Origin of the sequence: Streptomyces sp. Inha503, assembly GCF_047215865.1 — a bacterium.
Lineage (GTDB): Bacteria > Actinomycetota > Actinomycetes > Streptomycetales > Streptomycetaceae > Streptomyces > Streptomyces lycopersici.
The window spans coordinates 9,840,777-9,867,244 of record NZ_CP178360.1 but is presented as its reverse complement, the minus strand read 5'-3'; the positions used below and the strand labels follow the sequence as shown (position 1 = coordinate 9,867,244).

The following is a 26,468-nucleotide window of genomic DNA, read 5'->3' as shown; positions in this document are numbered from 1 at the left end:
GTCGAGCGGGACCAGGGCGGCCGGGACCATGTACTCGGGCAGCCGCTCGGCCATGTAATCCCGCAGCCCAGCCAGGCCACCCTCGCCGTTGCCGTTGGGTACGACATAGGCCACGAGCCGCTTGTCGCCCTGCCGGTCCTCACGCACGACGACCGCGACCTGACCCACGCTCTCATGCGCGGCGAGCACGGCCTCGACCTCACCCGGCTCCACCCGGAAACCACGGATCTTCACCTGCTCATCCACCCGACCCGCGAACACCAGCTCACCGTCGGCCGTCCACCGCGCAAGGTCGCCCGTGCGATACATCCGCCCACCCGTGAACGGACACGCTACGAAGCGCTCCGCCGACAGGCCCGGCCGACCGAGATAGCCGTGAGCGAGCCCGGCACCCGCGAGATAGAGCTCGCCCTTGACGCCCGGGGGCACGGGGTTGAGGTACTCGTCGAGGACGAACGCCTTGGTGTTGTCGCGCGGCCGACCGATCGGCAACACCGCCGGAGCCACCGCCCCAGCGGCCACCGCGTATGTCGTGGCGCACAGGGTGGCCTCGGTCGGACCGTACAAATGCCGGACCTCGATCCCCGGACAAGCGGCCTTCACCTGAGCCACCGCACCCGCCGGCACCACATCGCCACCCGTCAACACCTCCGCCAACCCCGACAAACACTCCGGCGACTCCTCCGCCAACACACCGAACAACCCAGCCGTCACATGCACAGCCGTCAGCCCATGCGCCTTCACCAAACCCGCCAACACCGCCGCGTCCAGCTGGCCCGGCGGTGCCACCACCACCCGACCACCACTGACCAACGGCACCCACACCTCAAAGACCGCCACATCAAACGCATGCGGCGCATGCATCAACACACACCCACGCGCCGCCGCACTCCAACACCCATCCACCACCAACGCCGCCACCGCACCATGACTGACCGCCACACCCTTCGGCACACCCGTCGACCCAGACGTGAACATCACATACGCCACATCCTCCGCCGAAACCACCACCCCCGGCACCCGCACACCCTCCACCCCACCAAACAACTCATCCACCGCCACCGCACCCGACACCCCAAGACCCCGATCCGCCACCACCAAACCCACCTGCCCCAACACCAACCCCCGCCGCGCCACCGGCCACCCCACATCCACCGGCACAAACCCCGCCCCCACCCGCGCCACACCCAACCACACCGCCACCAACTCCACCGACCGCTCCATCACCACACCCACCAAATCCCCCCGCCCCACACCCCGCGCAACCAAACCACCCGCCACCCGATCCGCACGCTCGGCCAACTCGCCATACGACCACTCCCGGCCGTCCACCCCCACCACAGCCACCGCATCCGGACAAGCAGCCGCCCGCGCCGCGAACAACTCCACCAACGACACCCCGGACACCGAACGCTCAGTGGCATTCCACTCCCCCACCACCCGCGAACGCTCACCCTCACCCAACACATCAACCCCACTCACCCGCACCCCAGGATCAACCGCCACCTGCTCCAACACCCGCACCAACCGCCCCGCCAACAACCCCACCGTGCCCTCATCAAACAGATCGGTCGCATACAGCAGCCCACCCACGAGCCCGGCCGGTTCGCCTTCGCTGTCGCGCCGTTCGGCCAGGGTCAGCGAGAGGTCGAACTTCGCGGTGGACTCCTGCGAGGTGGCCTCCAGCGGCCCGACCCGCAGCCCGGGCAGATTCCACCGGCCCTGGGACGCGGGCAGGTTCTGGAGGACGAGCATGATCTGGAACAGCGGGTTTCGGGAGAGCGATCGGGTGGGGTTGAGCTCCTCGACCAGCCGCTCGAACGGCACATCCTGATGCGCGTACGCCGCCAGATCCGCCTCCCGCACCCGGGCCAGCAGCTCATCGAAGCCCGGGTCGGCGCTCAGATCGGTGCGCAGCACCAGCGTGTTGACGAAGAAACCGGCCAGCCCGTCCAGCGCGGCGTCACCGCGACCCGCGGTCGCCGTGCCGATGGGGATGTCCGTACCGGCACCCATCCGCGACAGCACAACCGCCAGCGCCGTGTGTACGACCATGAACATCGTCGCCCGGCCACGCCGCGCCAGCTCCACCAGCCGGGCGTGGGTCTCCGCGTCCACCTCCACCGGCAGGGTGCGCCCGCGGAACGTCGGCGCGGCCGGTCGGGGCCGGTCCGTCGGCAGTTCCAGCTCCTCCGGTGCGCCGGCGAGCGTCCGCCGCCAGTGGTCCAGCTGCCCGCTGATCACACTCCGCGGATCGCCGAGGTCGCCCAGCACCTCACGCTGCCAGAGCGCGTAGTCCCCGTACTGCACCGGCAGCGGCTCCCAGCCGGGGAGTCGGCCCTGGTGGCGGGCGGTGTAGGCGGTCTCCAGATCCTGCGCGAGCACACCCATCGACCAGCCGTCCACCGCGATGTGGTGTGCCACGATGAGCAGGACGCAGTCCGTGGGGCCGGTCCTGAGCAGCCGGATCCGCCAGGGCAGATCGACACTGACATCGAAGCCGTGGCCCATATGAGCCGTGAGGACGTCGGCGATCTCGTCCTCGGTGGTGTCCACCACGACCAGCGGCGGCCTGCCCGCGGCGCCTTCGAGCACCCGCTGACGCGGGACGCCTTCGCTCGCCGGGTAGATCGTGCGCAGGCTCTCGTGCCGGTCGGCTACGTCGCCCAGCGCGGCCTCCAGCGCCGCGAGGTCCAGTTCGCCGGACATCCGCAGGGCCAGCGGAAGGTTGTACGCGGCCCCCTCGCCCGCGCCTTCGAGCTGGTTGAGGAACCACATCCGCTGCTGCTCGAACGACAGCGGCAGCACCTCCGGCCGTGGCCGCGCCGTCAGTGCGGCGTGCGTCTGCCCCGTTGCCGCGTCGACCTGCCGGGCCACACCGGCGGCCGAGGAGGCGGCGAAGAGCTCCCCGATGGTGAGCTCCGCCCCCAGGACGGCGCGGATGCGGGCGATGAGCCGCATGGCGAGCAGGGAGTCGCCGCCCAGCTCGAAGAAGGACGCCTCCGCGTCCACCCAGTCCAGCCCTAGCACCTCGCCGAAGACCCCGGCGACGATCTCCTCGACCGGGGTGGCGGGGCCGCGCCCGGTGGTGGCGCCGCCGAACTCCGGGACGGGGAGCGCGGTGCGGTCCAGCTTGCCGTTGGCGGTGACGGGGAGGGTGTCCATGGCCATCACGGCCGCCGGGACCATGTACTCGGGCAGCCGCTCGGCCACGTACTCGCGCAGCCCAGCGAGCTCACCCTCGCCGTTGCCGTTGGGTACGACATAGGCCACGAGCCGCTTGTCGCCCTCGCGGTCCTCGCGGACGACGACCGCGACCTGACCCACACTCTCATGCGCGGCGAGCACGGCCTCGATCTCACCCGGCTCCACCCGGAAACCACGGATCTTCACCTGCTCATCCACCCGACCCGCGAACACCAGCTCACCGTCGGCCGTCCACCGCGCAAGGTCGCCCGTGCGATACATGCGTGCGCCCGGCTCGGCGAAGGGCGCGGCGACGAAGCGCTCGGCCGTGAGACGGGGGTGTCCCGTGTACCCACGGGCGAGTCCGGCCCCGGCGAGATAGAGCTCACCCCTCACCCCGACGGGTACGGGCCTCAGGTACTCGTCGAGGACGAACGCCTTGGTGTTGTCGCGCGGCCGACCGATCGGCAACACCGCCGGAGCCACCGCCCCAGCGGCCACCGCGTATGTCGTGGCGCACAGGGTGGTCTCGGTCGGACCGTACAAATGCCGGACCTCGATCCCCGGACACACGGCCTTCACCTGAGCCACCGCACCCGCCGGCACCACATCGCCACCGGTCAACACCTCCGCCAACCCCGACAAACACTCCGGCGACTCCTCCGCCAACACACCGAACAACCCAGCCGTGAGGTGCACAGCGGTCAGCCCATGCGCCTTCACCAAACCCGCCAAAACCGTCGCATCCAGCTGGCCCGGCGGTGCCACCACCACCCGACCACCACTGACCAACGGCACCCACACCTCAAAGACCGCCACATCAAACGCATGCGGCGCATGCATCAACACACACCCACGCGCCGCCGCACTCCAACACCCATCCACCACCAACGCCGCCACCGCACCATGACTGACCGCCACACCCTTCGGCACACCCGTCGACCCAGACGTGAACATCACATACGCCACATCCTCCGCCGAAACCACCACCCCCGGCACCCCATCCGCCCCGCCGAACAACTCATCCACCGCCACCGCACCCGACACCCCAAGACCCCGATCCGCCACCACCAAACCCACCTCCCCCAACACCAACCCCCGCCGCGCCACCGGCCACCCCACATCCACCGGCACAAACCCCGCCCCCACCCGCGCCACACCCAACCACACCGCCACCAACTCCACCGACCGCTCCATCACCACACCCACCAAATCCCCCCGCCCCACACCCCGCGCAACCAAACCACCCGCCACCCGATCCGCACGCTCCCCGAGGTCCGCGTACGACCACTCCTCGCCACCGGCGCCGACCACCGCCACCGCATCCGGACAAGCAGCCGCCCGCGCCGCGAACAACTCCACCAACGACACCCCGGCCACCGAACGCTCAGTGGCATTCCACTCCCCCACCACCCGCGAACGCTCACCCTCACCCAACACATCAACCCCACTCACCCGCACCCCAGGATCAACCGCCACCTGTTCCAACACCCGCACCAACCGCCCCGCCAACAACCCCACCGTGCCCTCGTCAAACAGATCGGTCGCATACAGCAGCGAGCCCATCAACCCCCTCGGCGCGCCCTCCTCGTCGCGGCGCTCCGCCACCGTCGCCGACAGATCGAACCGGGCCGCCGGAGAGGCTGCCGGGAGACCGCTCACCTCCAGCCCGGCCAGCTCCCACGGCCGACGGCCCTGCGGCAGGTTCTGCATGGTGAGCGACACCTGGAAGAGCGGGTGCCGGCCCAGCGACCGGGTGGGGTTGAGATCCTCGACCAGCCGCTCGAACGGCACATCCTGATGTGCGTACGCGGCCAGATCGGTCTCCCGCACCCGGGCCAGCAGTTCGGTGATCGACGGGTCGCCGCTCAGGTCGGTGCGCAGCACCAGCGTGTTGATGAAGAAACCGGCCAGCCCGTCCAGCGCGGCGTCACCACGGCCCGCCGTCGCCGTGCCGATGGGGATGTCCGTACCCGCACCCATCCGCGACAGCACAACCGCCAGCGCCGTGTGCATCACCATGAACATCGTCGCCCTGCCGCGCTGGGCGAGCTCCACCAGCCGGGCGTGGGTCTCCGCGTTCACCTCGAACGGCATCTCGCCGCCGGTGAAGGAGGACACCGCGGGTCGGGGCCGGTCCGTCGGCAGGTCCAGCTCCTGCGGGGCACCGGCGAGCGTCCGCCGCCAGTAGTCCAGTTGCCCGCTGATCACACTCCGCGGATCGCCGAGGTCGCCCAGCACCTCACGCTGCCAGAGCGCGTAGTCCCCGTACTGCACCGGCAGCGGCTCCCACCCGGGCAGTCGGCCCTGGTGGCGGGCCGCGTAGGCGGTACCGATGTCGCCCGCGAGGATGCCCATCGACCAGCCGTCGGCGGCGATGTGGTGGACGGCGCCCATGAGGACGTACTCGGCGGGACCTGTCACCAAGAGCCGTACCCGCCAGGGCAGTTCGGCGCGGACATCGAACGGCTGGTTCGCGTACGCCGTGAGCTGCGCGGGCACCTCGTCCGCTGCGGTGTGCACCACCGTCAGCGAGGGGCGGCCGGCCGCGCCGTGCAGGATCCGCTGGCAGGGGACGCCCGCGGTCTCCGGGAAGGTCGTGCGCAGGCTCTCATGCCGGTCGGCGACATCGCCGAGGGCGGCTTCCAGGGCGGGGATGTCGAGGTCGCCGGAGAGGCGGAGGGCCAGGGGGAGGTTGTACGCGGCTCCCTCACCGGTGGTCTCCAGCCGGTTGAGGAACCACATCCGCTGCTGCTCGAACGACAGCGGCAGCACCTCCGGCCGTGGCCGCGCCGTCACCGGCGCCCGGGACTCGCCGCCGAGTCCGGCTACCAGCTGGGCGACACCGGCGACGGTGGGGGTGGCGAACAGATCGCCGATGCTGACCTCTGCGTCGAGGACGGCGCGGATGCGGGCGATGAGCCGCATGGCGAGCAGGGAGTCGCCGCCCAGCTCGAAGAAGGAGGCGTCGGCGCCGACCCACTCCAGGCCGAGGATTTCGCCGTAGAGGCTGCTGAGGATCTCTTCGGTGGGAGTCGCCGGACCGCGCCCCTCGGCCGCGTCGGTGAAGTCCGGTGCGGGGAGCGCGGCATGGTCCAGCTTGCCGTTGACGGTGACCGGGAGGGCGTCAAGGGCGACGACGGCGGCGGGGACCATGTGGTCCGGCAGCCGCTCGGCCACGTACTCCCGCAGTGCGGTGGTGTCCGCGTCTCCATCAGGGACGACGTATGCCACGAGCCGCTTGTCGCCGGGGCGGTCCTCCCGTACGACGACGGCGACGTGGCCGACGCTCCGGTGTGCGGCGAGGACGGCCTCGATCTCACCCGGCTCCACCCGGAAACCACGCACCTTCACCTGGTCGTCAGCCCGGCCACCGAAGACGAGTTGGCCGTCCCCGGTCCACTTGGCGAGGTCGCCGGTGCGATACATGCGCCCGCCCGTGAACGGACACGCCACGAACCGCTCCGCGGTCAGCCCGGCGCGGCCGAGATAGCCACGCGCGAGCCCCGGCCCCGCGACATACAGCTCACCCAGCGCACCCACGGGGGCCGGCCGCAGTTGCTCGTCCAGTACGTAGACAGCGGTGTTGGCGATCGGACGGCCGATCGGGACCGGCCCTGACGGCTCCAGCGGAGCGCTCATCGTCGCGCATACGGTGACCTCGGTCGGCCCGTACGCATTGACCATCCGCCGCCCCGACGCCCACCGCTCCACCAACCCCGGCGGACACACCTCACCCGCCACCACCAACGTCCGCAGACCCCCCGGCAACTCCTCCACCGTCGCCAACACCGACGGCGGCACCGTCACATGCGTCACACCGAACTCCACCACCACCTCACCCAACGACCCCCGCGGCGGCAACCAGTCCCCACCCGCCACCACCAACACAGCACCCGACAACAACGCCATACACATCTCGGACACCGCCGCATCGAAACTCAACGACGCCAACTGCAACACCCGCGCATCAACACCCACCGCAAACCGCTCGACCTGCGCAGCCGCCAGATTGCCAACACCACGATGCGTCACCACCACACCCTTCGGCCGCCCCGTCGACCCCGACGTATAAATCACATACGCCACATCATCAACACCCACAGACACCACAGGCGCGGACTCCGCCACCACCTCCGACGCACCCCACACCAAGCACTCCACCCCAGCCGGAACCAACCCCCGCGTCCCCTCCGAACACACCACCAACACCGGCCCGGCATCCTCAACCATCCACCCAATCCGCTCCACCGGATACGCCGGATCCACCGGCACAAACCCCGCACCCGCCTTCACCACCCCCAACAACACCGCCACCACATCCGGAGACCGCTCCAACACCACACCCACCAGATCACCCCGCCCCACACCCCGCGCAGCCAACACCCCCGCCACCCCATCCGACCGCTCCCTCAACTCCGCATACGACCACTCCTCACCACCCACACCCACCACCGCCACCGCATCCGGCGAAACGGCCGCCCGCGCATCGAAGAGCTCGCCCAAGGGCCGCACCGGCACATCAGCAGCGGTCTCGTTCCACCCCTCCACCACCCGCGCCCGCTCCCCGCGCCCCAGCACCTCGACCTCGCTCACCCGCCGCGCCGGATCCGAGGCCACCTGTTCCAGGACCCGCACCAGCCGATCCGCCATCGCGTGCGCGGTGGCCGCGTCGAAGAGGTCCGTGGCATACAGCAGATCGCCCTCGATTCCCGCCGGGCTGCCCTCGCCGTCCCGGTGTTCGGCCAGGGTCAGCGACAGGTCGACCCGGGCCGCCGCGGCCCCGGGTGTCATCGGCCGCACCTCGACGCCCGGCAGTTTCCACTGCTGGGGCGGCATCGTCTGCACGGAGAGCATCACCTGGAACAGCGGGTGCCGGGCCAGTGAGCGGGTGGGATTGAGTTCCTCGACGAGGTGTTCGAAGGGCAGATCCTGGTGTGCGTAGGCGGCCAGGTCGGTCTCCCGCACCCGGGACAGCAGCTCCGCGAAGGTCGGGTCGCCGCTCACATCGGTCCGCAGGACCAGCGTGTTGACGAAGAAACCGGCCAGCCCGTCCAGCGCCGCGTCGCCACGCCCCGCGACCGCCGTGCCGATCGGAAGGTCATTCCCCCCGCCCATCCGCGACAGCAACAGCGCCAGCGCCGCGTGGACGACCATGAACATCGTGGCGTCGCCGCTTCGGGCGAGCTCCACGAGCCGGGCATGGGTGGGCACGTCGATCCGTACCCCGGCCGCCCCGCCACGGTGCGATGCCACCGCGGGCCGGGGACGGTCGGCCGGAAGCGCCAGCTCCTGGGGCACGTCGGCCAGGGCGCGCCGCCAGTGGTCCAGCTGGGCGCTGATCAGGCTGTCGGGGGTGTCCAGGTCGCCGAGGAGACGGCGCTGCCAGAGCGCGTAGTCGGCGTACTGCACCGGCAGCGGCTCCCACACCGGCGCCCGCCCCTCCCGACGGGCGGCGTACGCCACTGCCAGGTCCCTGAGCAGCAGGTCCATCGTCCAGCCGTCCACCGCGATGTGATGCGCCACGATCAGCAGGACGTACTCCGCGGGAGCGGTCTTCAGCAGCCGGATCCGCCACGGGAGGTCGGTGCTGAGGTCGAAGCGCTCCTCGGTCTGCTCGGCAAGCACCTGCTCGACCCGGTCGGCGGGGGTGTCGAGGACGACCATGCGCGGGCGTCCGGCCGAGGGTTCGAGGACGTGCTGGCGCGGCACGCCGTCCGTTTCGGGGTAGACCGTGCGCAGGGACTCGTGCCGGTCGGCGAGGTCGCCCAGGGCGGTTTCGAGGGCGGGCAGGTCGAGGTCGCCGGAGAGGCGGTGGCGCAGTGGCAGGTTGTACGCGGCCTCGCCGCCCTCTTGGGCCTCCTCCATCTGGTTGACGAACCACATCCGCCGCTGCCCGAACGACAGCGGTACGACCTCCGGCCGGGGCTGCGGGGTGAGCGCGAGCCGCACACCGCCCCCACCGGTGAGCTGCCGGGCGACCCCGGCGACGGTCGGTTCGGCGAACAGCTGCCGGATGCTCAGCTCGGTGTCCAGGACGGCGCGGACCCGGGCGATCAGCCGCATGGCCTGCAACGAGTCTCCGCCCAGCGCGAAGAACGACGCATCGACGCCGACCTGGTCGAGGCCGAGGATGTCGGCGAACAGCCCGCACAGCGCCTCTTCGATGGGGGTGGCGGGGGCGCGGCGGCCGGTCAGACCCGCGTAGTCGGGGACGGGCAGGGCGTCGCGGTCGAGCTTGCCGTTCACCGTGACGGGGAGGGAGTCGAGCGTCACCACGGCGGCCGGAACCAGGTGGTCGGGCAGCCGTTCCGCCACGTACTCCCGCAGTCCGGCGGTGTCCGCGTCCTCGTCCGGGACGACGTAGGCGACGAGGCGACGGTCCCCGGGGCGGTCTTCGCGGACCACGACGGCAGAGCGGCGTACGGCCGGGTGGGTGGCCAGGACGGCCTCGATCTCGCCGGGTTCCACCCGAAAGCCACGGATCTTGATCTGGGTGTCGGCCCGTCCGACGACGACGACTTGGCCGTCGGCGGTCCAGTGGGCGAGGTCCCCGGTTCGGTACATCCGCCCGCCGGGGGCGCCGGGTTCGTCGGCGGCGGCGAACGGGCAGGCCACGAAGCGCTCGGCGGTCAGCGCCGAGCGACCGAGATAGCCGCGGGCCAGGCCGGGGCCGGCGAGGTAGAGCTCTCCCGTGACACCGACGGGGACGGGCTCCAGGAACTCGTCCAGGACATACGTCTGCCCGTTCTCGAGCGGGCGCCCGATCGGCACCGGAGCGCCGGCGTCGGCATCGGCATCGGCCGGGGTGAGCGGGTCGCTCAGGGTGACGCAGACGGTGGCCTCGGTGGGGCCGTACGCGTTCAGCATCCGCCGACCCGGCGCCAGCCGTGCCACCAGCGCGGGCGGGCACACCTCGCCCGCGGCGGCGACGGTGGTCACGGTGGCGGGCAGCTCATCGGCGGCGGCGAGCACGGACGGCGGCGCGGTCAGGTGGGTGACGCCGAACTCGGCGGCGACATCGGCCAGCGATCCGTACGGCGGCAGCATGTCCCGGTCCGCCATGACGAGGGTGGCCCCGGCGGGCAGGGCGGTGCAGAACTCGGCGAACGCGGCGTCGAAGCTGGGCGAGGCGAATTGCAGGACGCGTGCGCCGGGCCCGGAGCCGAACCGGGTGATGTGGCTCGCCGCCAGGCTGCCCACTCCGCCGTGGGTGACCACGACGCCCTTCGGGGTGCCGGTGGAGCCGGAGGTGTAGATGACGTACGCGGGATGCGCCAGCCGCTGCGGCCGGACGCGGTCGGCGTCGCCGGGGGCGGTGGCCGGGCGTGTCGCCAGCGCGGCGGTCACCTCCGGGGCGTCGAGGACCAGGCGGGGCGGCGTGTCGGCACCCAACACGGCATCGGACCCACCGGCGCCCAACACCGCCTCGGACCCGCCGGCGCCCACGGCGACCTCGGGCCCACCGACGCCCCGCACGGCCTCGGACCCACCAGCGCACGCCGCGGCTTCGGACCCACCGGCGCCCAGCACGGCCTCGGTCGCGCCCGTGCACAGCAGCAGCTTCGGCCGGGCGTCGGCCAGCATGAACGCGATCCGCCGCGCCGGATACCGGGGGTCTATGGGCAGATAGCCCGCTCCCGCCTTGACCACGGCCAGCAGCACGGCCATCAGCTCGACGGACCGCTCCATGGCCACGCCGACCAGATCCTCGGGGCCGATGCCACGGGCGATCAGCTCATGTGCCAGCCGGTTGCCGCGCTCCTCCAGCTGTGCGTACGTCAGGCCGTGCTCCGCCGCCCCGACGACGGCCAGCGCATCGGGGGTCCGCCGCACCTGTGCCTCGAACAGCTCGGCCAGCGTGCCCTCCGGCACGCGGCGGGCCGTGTGGTTCCAGTCCTGGACGACGGTGCGCCGCTCGGCCGGGTCGAGGATCCGCAGCCGGCTGAGGGGGACGGTGGGATCGGCGGCGATCTGCTCCAGCACCGCCGCCAGCCGCCGGGCCAGGGCCTGGGCGGTGGCCTCGTCGAACAGCTCGGTGGCGTAGAAGATGTCCCCGCCGATTCCGGCCGGGCTGCCGTCCTCGTCGCGGTGTTCGGACAGGTCGACGGACAGGTCGAAGCGGGCGGCGAGGGAACCGGGCGGGGTGGGCCGGACCTGGAGGCCGGGCAGGTCCCACTGCGCGGGCGGGACGTTCCGCAGCGACAGCATGACCTGGAACAGCGGGTTGCGGGAGAGCGAGCGCGAGGGCGCGAGATCCTCGACGAGATGCTCGAACGGCACGTCCTGGTGGGCGTAAGCGGCCAGGTCGGTCTCCCGCACCCGGGCCAGGAGTTCGGTGAAGGCGGGGTCGCCGCTCAGGTCGGTGCGCAGCACGAGCGTGTTGACGAAGAAGCCGGTCAGCCCGTCCAGCGCGGCGTCGCCACGGCCCGCGGTGGCCGTGCCGATGGGAATGTCCGTGCCCGCGCCCATCCGCGCGAGGAGCGCCGCCAGCGCGGCGTGCACGACCATGAACACCGTGGCTCCGCCGCGCTGGGCGAGCCCGACGAGGCGGGCGTGGGTGGGGGCGTCGATCCGTACGGGGACCAGGCCGCCCGCGTACGACGACACCGCCGGACGCGGCCGGTCGGCCGGAAGCGCCAGCTCCTGCGGCGCGTCGGCGAGGGCGTCGTGCCAGTAGGCGAGCTGATCGCTCAGCAGGCTGTCCGCGTCGCCCCGCTCCCCCAGCAGCCGCCGCTGCCAGATGGCGAAGTCGGCGTACCGCACCGGCAGCGGCTCCCAGACCGGCGCCAGGCCCTGCCGACGGGCGGCGTAGGCCGTGCTGAGGTCCCGGGCGAGGACGCCCATCGACCAGCCGTCGGCGGCGATGTGGTGCGCCACGATGAGCAGCACGTACTCGGTGGGTCCTGTGACCAACAGCCGTGCTCGCCACGGCAGTTCGGTGCCGAGCTCGAAGCCGCGGCCGGCGTGCGCGCTCAGCTCCGCCTCGACCTGGTCCGCAGGGAGGTCGACGACCACGAGTGGCGGATGCGCCGCGGGGCCGTCCAGCACCCGCTGCCGCGGTACGCCGTCCGTCTCCGGGAACACCGTGCGCAGGCTCTCGTGGCGGTCGGCGACGTCGGCGAGGGCGGCTTCCAGCGCGCCGGTGTCGAGATGGCCGGAGAGGCGTAGCGCGAGGGGCATGTTGTAGACGCCCCCGGCGCCCCCGGCGCCCCCGGCGCCCTCGTCTGCGTCTTCGGCTGTGGTCGCGAGCCGGTTGAGGAACCACATCCGCTGCTGCCCGTACGACAGCGGCAGGTGCTCGGGGTGCTGGGGGCGCGGCTGTGGCTCCAGCGGTGGCCGTGCGCCGCCGTGCTCGGCGTCGATCCGGCGGGCGGTGTCGGCGACGGTCGGGGTGGCGAACAGGTCGGCGATGCGGAGTTCGCTGTCGAGGACGGGGCGGATGCGGGCGATGAGCCGCATGGCGAGGAGGGAGTCGCCGCCGAGTTCGAAGAAGGAGGTGTCGGCCGCCACTTGGTTCAGCCCGAGGACTTCGGCGAAGAGCCCGCAGAGGATCTCCTCGGTGGGGGTGGCGGGCGCGCGGCCCTCGGGGGCACCCGCGGCGTCGGGGGCGGGGAGCGCGGCGCGGTCCAGCTTGCCGTTGACGGTGAGCGGCAGCGCGTCGAGCGGCACGATGACCGGGATCATGTACTCGGGCAGCCGGTCGGCGGCGCGGCGGCGCAGGGCCGCCGGGTCGAGCTCGCCGCTGGGGACCACATACGCGACCAGGCGCCGGTCCCCGGGGCGGTCCTCGCGGATGACCACGGCGGCCTGGGCCACGGCCGGGTGGCCGCTGAGGACGGCCTCGACCTCGGCGGGCTCGACACGGAAGCCACGGACCTTGACCTGCTCATCGACCCGTCCCGCGAAGACAAGATCCCCGTCGGCGGTCCACTTCGCCAGGTCGCCGCTGCGATACATCCGGCCACCCGGGGCGGCGAAGGGGCAGGCGACGAACCGCTCCGCGGACAGGTCCGGCCGACCGATATAGCCCCGGGCCAAGCCCGCACCGGCGATATAGACCTCTCCCGTGACACCTACGGGCACCGGCTTGAGGAACTGGTCGAGTACGTAGACACGGGCGTTGGGGAGGGGACGGCCAATCGGCGGAGCCTCCTCCAGCACGGCGTCCAGCGGAGTGGCGGTGGCCGTGGTGATGACGGTGGCCTCGGTCGGCCCGTACGTGTTCCACACCCGCGCACCCGCCGACCACCGACCAGCCAGCTCCGCACCCAACCGCTCCGCACCCAACACCCAATTGCCCACACCCGGCACAGCGTCCGGGTCCAGCACCCCGAGCAGCGACGGCACCACGCTCGCCACCCGCACCCCACACCGGCCGACCATCTCCGCCAGCGCCCGCAGGTCGTTGCGCTCGGCGGTGGTGGCGACGGCGAGGGTGCCACCGGCGGCGAGGGTGACGGCGACATCGAGGACGGCGGCGTCGAAGCTGAACGAGGCGAACTGCAACGCCACCACACCCGCGTCCACGCCCAGCACCGGACGCATCGCCTCAGCCAGATTCGCCACCCCACCGTGAGCGACGGCCACACCCTTCGGCCGCCCCGTCGAACCCGATGTGTAGATCACATACGCCAACTGGTCCGGGGCAATCACCGTCCCCAGCGGATCCGCCGAGAAGGCATCAGCACCCTCGAGAAGGACCCCACGCGCATCACCGAGCGGCACACCATCAAGGCAATCCGCCGTACCCAGGACCACCTCAGCACCACTGTCCGCAATCACAAAACCCAACCGCTCGGCCGGATACTCCGGATCCAGCGGAACAAACGCACCACCCGCCTTCCACACCGCCAACTCCGCCACCACCATCCCCACCGACCTCGGCAAACACAACGCCACCCGCGACTCCCGACCAACACCCACCCCGGTCAAAAACCGCGCCAACCGATTCGCCCGCCGATCCAACTCCCCATACGACAACACCTCACCACCACACCGCACCGCCATCGCACCCGGCGCCGCCGCAACCCACGCCTCGATACGCTCCACGATCGACCCGGCGGGCAGTGCGGTCTCAGTGGCATTCCACTCCGCCACCACCCGCGACCACTCCACCTCCCCCAACACATCCAGCCGACCGACCAACGTCCCCGGATCGGCCGCCATCTGCCGCAGCACCCGTACCAGGCGGTCAAGGAGCCCCTGAGCCGCCTCGGGGTCGAACAGGTCCGGGCGGTAGTCCAGCCGCAGCCGCAGCGCCTCCGTCGGGTGGACGCCCAGCGACAGCGGGAAGTTGGTGGACTCGCGCATCGCCGTGCCGGTGATCCGCGGCCCAGCGGCCGCCGCCGTGGAGTCCCGCGTACCGATGGGGTGGTTCTCGAACGCCATGATGGTGTCGAAGGTGGCGCCGGGCCCGGTCTGCCGCTGGATCTCGGTGAGGCTCAGATGCTGGTGGTCCAGCAGCGCCGACTGCCGCTCCTGTAGCTCCGCCAGCAGCTCGGCGACCGTATGCGCCGGGTCCAAGCGCACCCGTACGGGCAGCGTGTTGATGAAGAGCCCCAGCATGCTCTCCATGCCGGGCAGGTCGGCTGGGCGCCCCGCCACCGTCGCGCCGAACACCACATCGCGGCGGCCGGTGAGCCGACCGAGCACAACGGCCCAGGCGGCCTGGATCACGGTGTTCAGGGTCAGGCCATTGCGGCGGGCGAGGTCCCGCAGTCGGCCGGCGATTTCCGCCCCGGCGTCGGTGGCCGCCTTGCCGGAGGCGACCGGGGCAGTGGCCGGTCCGCCCGGTGCCACCAGTGTCGGCTCGTCCGCGCCCGTCAGCTCCTGTCGCCATGCGTTCCGCGCGGCCTCCTTGTCCTGGCGGGCGAGCCAGGCGAGGTAGTCGCGGTAAGGGGTGACGGGCGGCAGACCGTGTGCGCTGCCCCCGGCCTCGTAACACGTCCACAACTCCCGCATCAGCACCGGCAGCGACCAGCCGTCCAGCAGAATGTGATGCAGCGTGACCATCATCCGGTGCTCGTCCGGCCCGACCTTGACCAGCAGCACCTTCAGCAACGGCGGCACCGCCAGGTCAAACCGCCGCTCCCGCTCCTCGATCCCCAGCCGCTCCGACTCCGCACGTGCGGTATCCGCATCGAGCGCGGACAGATCCTCCTCCCGCCACGGCAGCTCCACGCCCCGGGCAATGACCTGCACCGGCTGCGCCACCCCGGCCAGTTGCCGAAAGCTCGCGCGCAGGCTCTCGTGCCGGTCGAGCAGCGCCTGCCACGCGTCGCGCAGCACCGCGGGGTCCAGCTTGCCCTCCAGGTCAAGCACGAGTTGCTCGACATAGACGTCAATGCCACGCTCGTCGTACACCGCATGGAACAGCAGGCCCTCCTGCAACGGCGACAGCGGCCAGACGTCCTGGACTCGCATCTGAGTCATCGTGCTCCCCCCTTGTCCGCGAGTTCCGCTTCGAGCGCGTCGATCTGGCTCTGGTCGAGCGTGATGAGTGAGAAGTCCGACGGTGTGTGGCCACCGCCGGAGCCGGTGGTGTGGATGGCGAGGCCGGTGAGCATCGCCAGCCAGCCATCGGCGAGTCGTCGCATGTCGTCGGTGTGGTGGAGGTGCTGGGGCCAGGCGAGTGTCAACGTGAGCAGCGGGCCGTCCGGCAGGTCGCGGACCAGGCCGACCGCCTCCAGGGCGTGCGCCAGCGGGACCTCGTCGCCCACTCCGCCGCCGAGGCCGCCTTCGGGGGCGGCGGACCAGGCGGCAGCCGCCCGCTCCGGTGTCCCGTCGGCGAAGCGGCCCAGGTAGGTGAAGCCGATCTGGGCGGTGGGCAGGGCGGCGAGCGCGGGCGCGGTCTCGGGGTTGAGATGGCGGAGCAGACCGTGGCCGAGGCCGTCGCCCGGGACGGCGCGGAGCTGTTCCTTGATGCGCTTGACGGCCCGTCCCGCCACCGGCCCGCCGCCGCGCAGCCCGGCGAAGTCCTGTGTGGCGGGGTCGAGTCGTACGGGGTACGTGCTGGTGAACCAGCCCACCGTACGGGCCAGATCGAGACCGCCGGACGTCCGGCCGTGGCCCTCCACGTCCACGAGGACCCCGCCCTCCGTGCTCCGCCCACCGTGCCGCCGCCACTCCGCGACGGCGGAGGCGAGGGCGGTGAGCAGCACATCGTCGATCCCGGCGTGGAAGGCGGCCGGGACCGCCGTCAGCAGGGTGGCGGTGAGCTCCGCCGAGGCCGTCACGGAGACCCGTCGCAGCGTGGCACCCACGTCGCGAACGGGGTCCAGGGGGTGCGCGCCGAGTGGCGCGTCGGAGCCACGCAGCAGTCGGGTCCAGGCGGGGAGTTCGGCGAGCCGCGGTTGGCCGGTGGCTTCGGCCCGCAGGGCGCGGGCCCAGTGCCGGAAGGAGGTGGGCACGGGCTCCAGCCCGACCTCACGGCCGGCGGCCAGGTCCGCGTATGCCTGGGCGAGGTCCGGGATGAGGATACGGAGGGAGAGCGTGTCCACGGCGAGGTGGTGGACGGTGAGCAGAAGCCGTCCGGGGGCGCTCGGGCCGAGGTCGAACCAGACCACCCGCACCATCACCCCGGCCCGCGGATCGAGCCGGCCCGCGGCGGCCCGCGACTGCTCGGCGATCAAACGCTCGAGGTCGACCCCGGCCGCACTGGCATCGACTCGGTGCACCCACGGGGCCACGGACACGGTCGGAGGGACGAGGAAGCGGGCGGCGGGCTCGGTGTCCAGTCGCGCCCGGAGAATGTCGTGGTGATCGACCACCGCCTGCACGGCGGCGGTCAGCGTCTCCAGCCGCATCCCCGCCGGAACCACCACCACGGTCGACTGGAACACCCCACGTATGCGCTCTGCCCCGGCCCGGCCCAGCAGCTCATGCATCACCGGGGTCAACGGCACCTCACCCGTGCCCGGGTCGCCGCTCCCCTCCAGGCCATCGGCAGTAGTCACATCGCGGGCGACCACGGCCAGCTCCGCCGGAGTGCGCCGCTCGAACACCTGCCGGGCGCTGACCACCAGACCGGCCTTACGCGCCCTCGACACCAGCAGCATCGACATGATCGAGTCACCGCCGAGCTCGAAGAACGACGCATCGGCACTGACCGCATCGAGCCCGAGCACCTCGGCGAAAAGCCCACAGAGGATCTCTTCGACGGGCGTCCTGGCGGCCCGGCCCAGCACCATCTCGGCAGTGGAGGGGGCGGGGAGCGCGGCGCGGTCCAGCTTGCCGTTGACCGTCAGGGGGAGCGCGTCCAGCGCCATGACCGCCGGGACCATGTACTCCGGCAACCGGTCCGCCGCGAACTCCCGCACGGCCGCCACATCCAGCTCCCCGTCGGTGACGACGTAGGCGACCAGTTGTTTGTCCCCCGGCCCATCCTCGCGGACCACCACCGCGACCTGACCCACACCCTCACAGGCGGCCACCACCGCCTCGATCTCACCTGGCTCGACGCGGAAACCACGGACCTTGACCTGCTCATCGACCCGTCCCGCGAAGACAAGATCCCCGTCGGCGGTCCACTTCGCCAGGTCGCCACTGCGATACATCCGGCCGCCCGGGGCGGCGAAGGGGCAGGCGACGAACCGCTCCGCGGAGAGCCCTGGCCGACCGATATAGCCCCGGGCCAGACCGGCACCGGCGATATAGACCTCACCCGTGACGCCTACGGGGACCGGCTTGAGGAAGGTGTCCAGCAGAAACACCTTGTTGTTGGGCAGAGGGCGACCAATGGGCGGGGCCGTGCCCAGTCCGGGATCGAGAGGCGTGGCGGTGGCGGTGGTGATGACGGTGGCCTCGGTCGGGCCGTACGTGTTCCACACCCGCGCACCCGCCGACCACCGCCCGGCCAGCTCCGCACTCAACCGCTCCGCACCCAGCACCCAGTTGCCGACACCCGGCACCGCATCCGGGTCCAACACCCCCAGCAGCGACGGCACCACACTCGCGACCCGAACCCCACACCGGCCGACCATCTCCGCCAGCGCCTGCGGATCCTTACGCTCCTCCGCACTCGCCACCGCGAGCGTGCCGCCGGCGGCCAGCGTCACGACGACATCGAGGACGGCGGCGTCAAAGCTGAACGAGGCGAACTGCAACGCCACCACACCCGCCTCCACCCCCAACACCGGACGCATCGCCTCGGCCAGATTCGCCACCCCACCGTGAGCGACGGCCACACCCTTCGGCCGCCCCGTCGAACCCGACGTATAAATCACATACGCCAACTGATCGGGGACGATGACCCTCCCCAGCGGCTCGGCGGAGAAGCCGTCCGCCTCCTCCATACACACGACACGAGCCCCACCGACCGGCACCTCGGCCAAGCTCTCCGATGTACCGAGGACCACTTCGGCGCCGCTGTCCGCGATCACAAACCCCAACCGGTCCGCCGGGTACTCCGGATCCAGCGGAACAAACGCACCACCCGCCTTCCACACCGCCAACTCCGCCACCACCACCCCCACCGACCTCGGCAAACACAACGCCACCCGCGACTCCCGACCCACACCCACCCCGGTCAAAAACCGCGCCAACCGATTCGCCCACCGATCCAACTCCCCATACGACAACGCCTCACCACCACACCGCACCGCCACCACATCCGGCCCCGCCGCAACCCACGCCTCAAACCGCTCCACAACCGAACCGCCAGACACCCCAGCCCCCGTGGCATTCCACTCCTCCACCACCCGAGCCCGCTCCACCTCCCCCAACACATCAATCTCACTGACCCGCACCCCCGGATCCACCGCCACCGCCTCCAACACCCGCACCAGCCGCTCCGCCAACCCCCGAGCCGTACCCTCATCAAACAAATCCACCGCGAACAGCAACGCCCCACCCAACCCCGCCGGCGCCCCCGCACCATCACGGTGCTCGGCCAGGTCAAGCGACAGATCGAAGCGCGCCGGGACCTGGGCGGCCGCCGGTACCGGCCGGACCCGCAGCCCCGGCAGACCCCATCGCGGCGCCGGTACGCTCTGGAGGGCCAGCAGAACCTGGAACAGCGGGTTGTGGGAGAGCGAGCGCGATGGGTTCAGATCCTCGACCAGCCGCTCGAACGGCACATCCTGATGCGCGTACGCCGCCAGATCGGTCTCCCGCACACGAGCCAGCACCTCGCTGAACGTCGGGTCCGCGCTGAGATCGGCGCGGACGACCAGGGTGTTGACGAAGAACCCGGCCAGGTCGTCCAGCGCCGGATCGCCACGACCCGCGATCGGCACGCCTATCGGGATGTCGTCGCCCGCACCCACCCGGCTCAGCAGCACGGAAAGGGCGGCGTGCACCACCATGAACATGGTCGCGCGGCCACGGCGGGCCACGTCCAGCAGCCGGGCATGGGTCTCCGCGCCGATCTGGATCGGGACTTCGCCACCGCGGAAGGAGGACACCGCGGGCCGGGGCCGGTCGGTCGGCAGCGCGAGCTCCTGGGGAGCACCGGCCAACGCCCCACGCCAGTAGTCGAGTTGGCGACTGATCACGCTTCCCGGGTCCTCGGGAGCGCCCAGCACCTCGCGCTGCCACAGCGCGTAGTCCGCGTACTGCACCGGCAGCGGCTCCCACCCCGGCGCGCCACCCGCCCGCCGAGCCGCGTACGCCGACCCCAGGTCCCGCGCCAGCACGCCCATCGACCAGCCGTCCACGGCGATGTGATGCGCGACGATCAGCAGCACACACTCCGACGGCCCGGTCTTCAACAGCCGTGCCCGCCACGGCAGATCGACGGTCACGTCAAAGCCACGGTCCGCGTGCGACCCGAGCTCGGCCGCGAGCAGTTCCTCGCTGGTCTCCACGACGACGAGCCGCGGTCGGCCCGCCTCGCCCGCCAGCACCCGCTGGCGCGGCTCGCCATCGGTTTCCGGGAAGACCGTGCGCAGGCTCTCGTGCCGGTCGGCGACATCGCCGAGGGCGGCTTCCAGCGCGGGGACATCCAGCTCGCCGGAGAGCCGCAGGGCCAGCGGCAGGTTGTAGACCGCTCCGGCTCCCGGGTTGGTCTCCTCGAGCTGGTTGAGGAACCACATGCGCCGCTGGGCGTACGAGAGCGGCAGCGCCTCCGGCCTCGGCCGTGGTGTCAGCGCGGCGCGGGCGGGCGTACCTCCCGCCGCCGCGACGAGGCGGGCGACTCCGGCCACCGTGGGGGCGGCGAACAGCTCGCCAATGTTGAGCTCGGTGTCGAGTACGGCGCCGATCCGGGCGATGAGCTTCATGGCGAGGATCGAGTCGCCACCGATGGTGAAGAACGACACCTCGGCGCCGACCCGTTCGAGCCCGAGAACCTCGCAGTACAGACCGCAGAGGATCTCCTCGGTCGGCGTGGCAGGACCACGCCCGGTGGCATCGGAGAAGTCCGGGGCGGGGAGCGCGGCGCGGTCCAGCTTGCCGTTGACGGTGACGGGCAGGGCATCCACGGCGACGACCGCTGCGGGGACCATGTGGTCCGGCAGCCGCTCGGCCACGTACCCCCGCAGCCCGGCGGTATCCACGTCTCCATCAGGGACGACGTAGGCGACCAGCCGCCGGTCTCCGGGACGGTCCTCCCGTACGACGACGGCGACCTGTCCAACGCTCCGGTGTCCGGCGAGGACGGCCTCGATCTCACCCGGCTCCACCCGGAAGCCACGCACCTTGACCTGGTCGTCCGCCCGGCCACCGAAGATCAGCTCACCATCGGCCGTCCATGTGACGAGGTCACCGGTGCGATACATCCGCCCGCCCGTGAAGGGACACGCCACGAACCGTTCCGCCGTCAGCCCCGGACGGCAGAGATAGCCACGCGCGAGCCCCGGCCCCGCGACATACAGTTCGCCCGCCACGCCTTCGGGTACGGGCCGTAGGAACGCGTCCAGTACATACGCCCGCGTATTGGCGATCGGACGGCCGATCGGGACCGGCCCTGACGGCTCCAGCGGAGCGCTCATCGTCGCGCATACGGTGACCTCGGTCGGCCCGTACGCATTGACCATCCGCCGCCCCGACGCCCACCGCTCCACCAACCCCGGCGGACACACCTCACCCGCCACCACCAACGTCCGCAGACCCCCCGGCAACTCCTCCACCGTCGCCAACACCGACGGCGGCACCGTCACATGCGTCACACCGAACTCCACCACCACCTCACCCAACGACCCCCGCGGCGGCAACCAGTCCCCACCCGCCACCACCAACACAGCACCCGACAACAACGCCATACACATCTCGGACACCGCCGCATCGAAACTCAACGACGCCAACTGCAACACCCGCGCATCAACACCCACCGCAAACCGCTCGACCTGCGCAGCCGCCAGATTGCCAACACCACGATGCGTCACCACCACACCCTTCGGCCGCCCCGTCGACCCCGACGTATAAATCACATACGCCACATCATCAACACCCACAGACACCACAGGCGCAGACTCCACCACCACCTCCGACGCACCCCACACCAAGCACTCCACCCCAGCCGGAACCAACCCCCGCGTCCCCTCCGAACACACCACCAACACCGGCCCGGCATCCTCAACCATCCACCCAATCCGCTCCACCGGATACGCCGGATCCACCGGCACAAACCCCGCACCCGCCTTCACCACCCCCAACAACACCGCCACCACATCCGGAGACCGCTCCAACACCACACCCACCAGATCACCCCGCCCCACACCCCGCGCAGCCAACACCCCCGCCACCCCATCCGACCGCTCCCTCAACTCCGCATACGACCACTCCTCACCACCCACACCCACCACCGCCACCGCATCCGGCGAAACGGCCGCCCGCGCATCGAACAACTCCCCCAACGACCCCACCGGCACAACCCGGTCAGTGGCGTTCCACTCCCCCACCACCCGCGCCCGCTCCACCGCCCCCAGCACCTCGACCTCGCTCACCCGCCGCGCCGGATCCGCCGCCATCTGCTCCAGCACCCGCACCAGCCGCCGTACCACGCCCCGGGCGGCGTCCTCGTCGAACGCGTCCGGGCGATAGTCCAGCCAGAACTTCAGCTCGTCCGCCGGGTCGACCCCCAGCGTCAGCGGGAAGGTGGTCGCCATCCGGGTCGTGCTGTCGGTCAGCCGCAGCGGAGCGGCCGGGCCGGTCTCGCCCGCGTGGAAGTTCTCGAAGGCCATCAGGGTGTCGAACGTGGCGCCCGGTCCGGCCAGGCGCTGGATCTCCTTGAGGCCGAGGTGCTGGTGGCCGAGCAGCGCCGACTGCTGGGCCTGTACGGCCGTGAGCAGATGGGCGATGGAGTCCGCCGGGCGCAGCCGGACGCGCACGGGGATCGTGTTGATGAAGAGCCCCAACATGTCCGCCATTCCCGCCAGTTCCGGCGGACGTCCGGCGACCGCGGCGCCGAACACCACATCGCTCCGTCCGGTGAGCTTGCCGACGACCTGGGCCCAGGCGACCTGTAGGACGGTGTTCAGCGTGACGCCGTGGGCGCGGGCGAGCTCCCGCAGCGCACCGGCCAGATGGTCGCCGGTCTCGGCGAGAACCTTGCGGGTGAGGACGGGTTCGGCGTTCGGGTCGAGCGCGGCGACCGTCGTCGGCTCGGACACGCCGTCCAGGGCCCGCTGCCAGGCGGCGCGCGCGGCCTCCCGGTCCTGGCGGGCGAGCCAGGCCAGATACTCCCCGTAGGGCGTGGTCGGCGGCAGTTCGCGGGTGTCGCCACCGGCCGTGTAGGCGGCCCACAGCTCGCGGATGAGGATCCGCAGCGACCAGCCGTCGAGCACGATGTGGTGCAGGGTGACGACCATCCGGTGGCGGTCGGGGCCGGTCTTCACCACCAGGATTCGTGCCAGGGGTGGGGCCGCGAGGTCGAAGCGGCGGGCCCGTTCGGCGCTCTCCAGACGGTCCGCCCGGTCCCGCGCCGCCTCGGCGCCGAGGTGCGACAGATCCACCTCATGCCAGGGCAGGGTGGTGTGGCGGGCGATCACCTGGATGGGTTCGTCCACGCCGACGAGGCGGCGGAAGCCGGTGCGCAGACTGCCGTGCCGTTCGACGAGCGCCTGCCAGGTGGTGCGCAACTTCCGTATGTCCAGGGGCCCTTCGAGCTCCAGGACCTTCTGCTCCACATAGATGTCCCGCTCCCGCTCGTCGAACATCGCGTGGAAGAGCAGGCCCTCCTGGAGCGGGGACAGCGGCAGTATGTCGACCACACCACCCGCCACCTCGGCCTCCAGCTCCTCGATCTGTGCCTGGTCGAGTGCCATCAGCGGGAAGTCGGACGGCGTGTGGCCACCGCCGGAGTGTGCGGCGAGGCCGGACAGCGTCTCCGCCCACGCTTCGAGCAGTCGTCGCGCGGCCGGTTCGGTGAGGAGGGGATCCGGCCAGTCCAGGCTGATGACCAGTTCGGCTCCCTCGACGCGGGCCGCCGCTTCGAGTGGATGCGTGGGCGACTGGTCGTCGTCGCCCGGGGCGGTGAAGCCGAGCTGCGGGGCGGGCAGGGTGGCGAGCGTGGCGGCGGTGTCGGGGTTGAGGTGGCGCAGCAGGCCGTAGCCGAGTCCATCGCCGGGGACGGCCCGCAGCTGTTCCTTGATCTGCTTCATGGCCCGGCCCGCGGCGGGCCCGCCGAGGCGGATCTCCGCGAGGTCGGCGGCCCGGGTGTCGAGCCGTACGGGATGGCGGTGGGCGAACGAGCCCACGGTGCGGGAGAGATCGGGGCCGCTGCCCAGGGCGCCACGCCCGTGGTCCGGCACGGCCACGTCCACGAGGAAGCCACCGGTCCGGTTCTGGCCGTCGCACCAGGTGGCGAGGGCCGCGGTCAGCCCGGTCAGCAGGACCGTCTCCGCGCCGGTGTGGAACGCCTCCGGCAGGCCGGTCAGCACTGCCGCCGTGGTGTCGGCCGGGATGCGTACGGAGGCGGATCGCACCGGGGCGTTCGTGTCGCGGGCCGGGCCGGCGGGCCGGGTGGTGAGCAACGGGTCGCTCGCGGCGAGGAGTTCGGTCCAGGCGGGCAGCTCCGCACGCCGCCGCGCACTGTCGGACTGTGTGGCCAGGGTCCGGGTCCAGTGGCGGAATGACGTCGGGACGGCCGCAATCTCCCGTCCCACGATCGCGGCGGCCACGTCCCCGAGCAGGATCCGCCAGGACACCGCGTCGACCACCAGCCGGTCCGCCACGACGAGCAGCCGCCCCGGCACGTCCGGCCCGTTGTCGCACCACACGGCCTGGGCCATCACCCCGGACCGCCGGTCCAGCCGCCGTCCGGCCTCGGCCGACTCCGCGGCGAGCGACTGCTGGAGCTGGTCGGCGTCCATGCCCGCCGTCGCCACCCGCCGCGTCCACGGCCGGGCGGACACCGAACCGGCCGGGGGTACGGTCAGCCGCCGCCCCGGCGTGGTCTCCAACCGGGCCCGCAGCATGTCGTGGCGATCGACGACGGCTTGCAGCGCACGGACGACGTCGCTCAGGCCGCACCCGGCCGGAAGATCCAGCACGGCCGACCGGAATCCCGCGCCCACCCCGGGTCTCCCGGGCCCCTGAACCCCCTCCCGGTCCAGTAGTTCGTGCATGGCCGGGGAGAGCGGCACATGCCCGGCGCCCCGCGCCCGGTCGCCCTTCGCGGCGCCCTGGTCCAGCGGTTCGGCGACGTCGGCGAGGCGTGCCGGGGTGGCGAGCTCGAACACCTGGTACGGGGCGATCACCAGCCCGGCGCGCCGGGCCACCGACACCAGCAGCATGGTCAGAATCGAGTCGCCGCCGAGCTCGAAGAAGGATGCCTCCGCGCTGACCCGCTCCAGGCCGAGGATCTCGCCATAGAGCCGGCAGAGCAGCTGCTCGGTGGGCGTGCGCGGACCACGGCCCTCGGCGGCGTCGGTGAAGTCGGGGGCTGGGAGCGCGGCGCGGTCCAGCTTGCCGTTCACCGTGACCGGGAGCGCGTCCAGGGTGACGACCGCGGTCGGCACCATGTACTCCGGCAGCCGCTCGGCCACGTACTCCCGCAGCCCGGCGGAATCCACATCGCCGTCAGGGACGACGTACGCCACGAGTCGCCGGTCCCCGGGGCGGTCCTCCCGTACGACCACGGCGACGTGGCCGACGCTCCGGTGTCCGGCGAGAACGGCCTCGATCTCACCCGGCTCCACCCGGAAGCCACGCACCTTGACCTGCTCATCGGCACGCCCGCCGAAGACCAGCTCACCGTCGGCCGTCCGCCGGGCGAGGTCGCCCGTGCGATACATCCGCCCGTCCGTGAACGGACAGGCCACGAAGCGTTCCGCCGTCAGTCCCGGGCGGCGCAGATAGCCCCGCGCGAGCCCCGGGCCCGCGACATACAACTCGCCCAGCACACCATCGGGGACCGGCCGCAGGCACTCATCCAGCACGAACACCCGCGTGTTGGCGATGGGCCCACCGATCGGCACCGGCCCGGACGGCTTCAGCGGCGCGCTCATCGTGGCGCACACGGTGACCTCGGTCGGGCCGTACCCATTGATCATCCGCCGGCCAGGGGCCCATCGCTCCACCAGCCCCGGCGGGCACGCTTCCCCCGCCACCACCAGCGTCCGCAGGCTCTCCGGCAGCTCCTCCACCGTCGCCAGCACCGACGGCGGCACGGTCGCATGCGTGACGCCGTACTCCGCCACCGTCTCGCTCAACGACCCCTGCGGTGGCAACCTGTCCGCGTCCGCCATCACCAACGCGGCACCCGAGAGCAACGCCATGCAGATCTCGGAAACCGCGGCGTCGAAGCTCAACGACGCCAGCTGGAGCACCCGCGCATCGGCGTCCACCGCGAACCGGTCGATCTGCGCGGCCGCCAGGTTGCCGATGCCTCGGTGGGTCACGAGCACGCCCTTGGGACGGCCCGTCGAGCCCGACGTGTAGATCACATACGCCACGTCATCGACGCCCACGGACACCGGGGGCGCCGATTCACCCTCCTCGGCCGGATCCCGGACCAGGGACTCCACCCCGGCCGGAACCAACGCCCGCGTCTCCTCCGAGCACACCGCCAGCACCGGACCGGCGTCCTCGACCATCCACCGGATCCGCTCGGCCGGATACGCCGGGTCGACCGGAACGAACCCCGCCCCGGCCTTCACCACCCCCAGCCACACCGCCACCAGCTCGGCGGACCGGTCCAGGACCACCGCCACCAGGTCACCGCGCCGGACCCCGTGTGCGGCCAGCGCCCCGGCCACCCGGTCCGCCCGCGCCGCCAGTTCCGCGTACGACCACTCCAGACCGTCCGCGCCGATCACCGCCACCGCGTCCGGCGACTCGGCCACCTGGGCGTCGAACAGCTCGCCCAGCGGTCGCCAGGATTCGGTCGTGCCATGCAT

At 71.8% G+C, this 26,468-nt stretch carries 2 protein-coding genes (1 of these 2 only partly in view); both read right to left on the bottom strand.

Going from position 1 to position 26,468, the window contains the following annotated elements; translation table 11 throughout:
• Positions 1-15,621, bottom strand: the 5' portion of a protein-coding gene (locus tag ACJX2R_RS41410; RefSeq protein ID WP_413104253.1) for a non-ribosomal peptide synthase/polyketide synthase. 5,022 nt of this gene lie to the left of the window's left edge; 15,621 of the gene's 20,643 nt are visible here — the first part of the coding sequence; the start codon lies at positions 15,619-15,621; its stop codon lies beyond the left edge, outside the window.
• Complete coding sequence (locus ACJX2R_RS41405) at positions 15,618-26,468, bottom strand: amino acid adenylation domain-containing protein (protein ID WP_413104252.1); 10,851 nt, start codon at positions 26,466-26,468, stop codon at positions 15,618-15,620. Before ACJX2R_RS41405 ends, ACJX2R_RS41410 begins: the two co-directional genes overlap by 4 nt.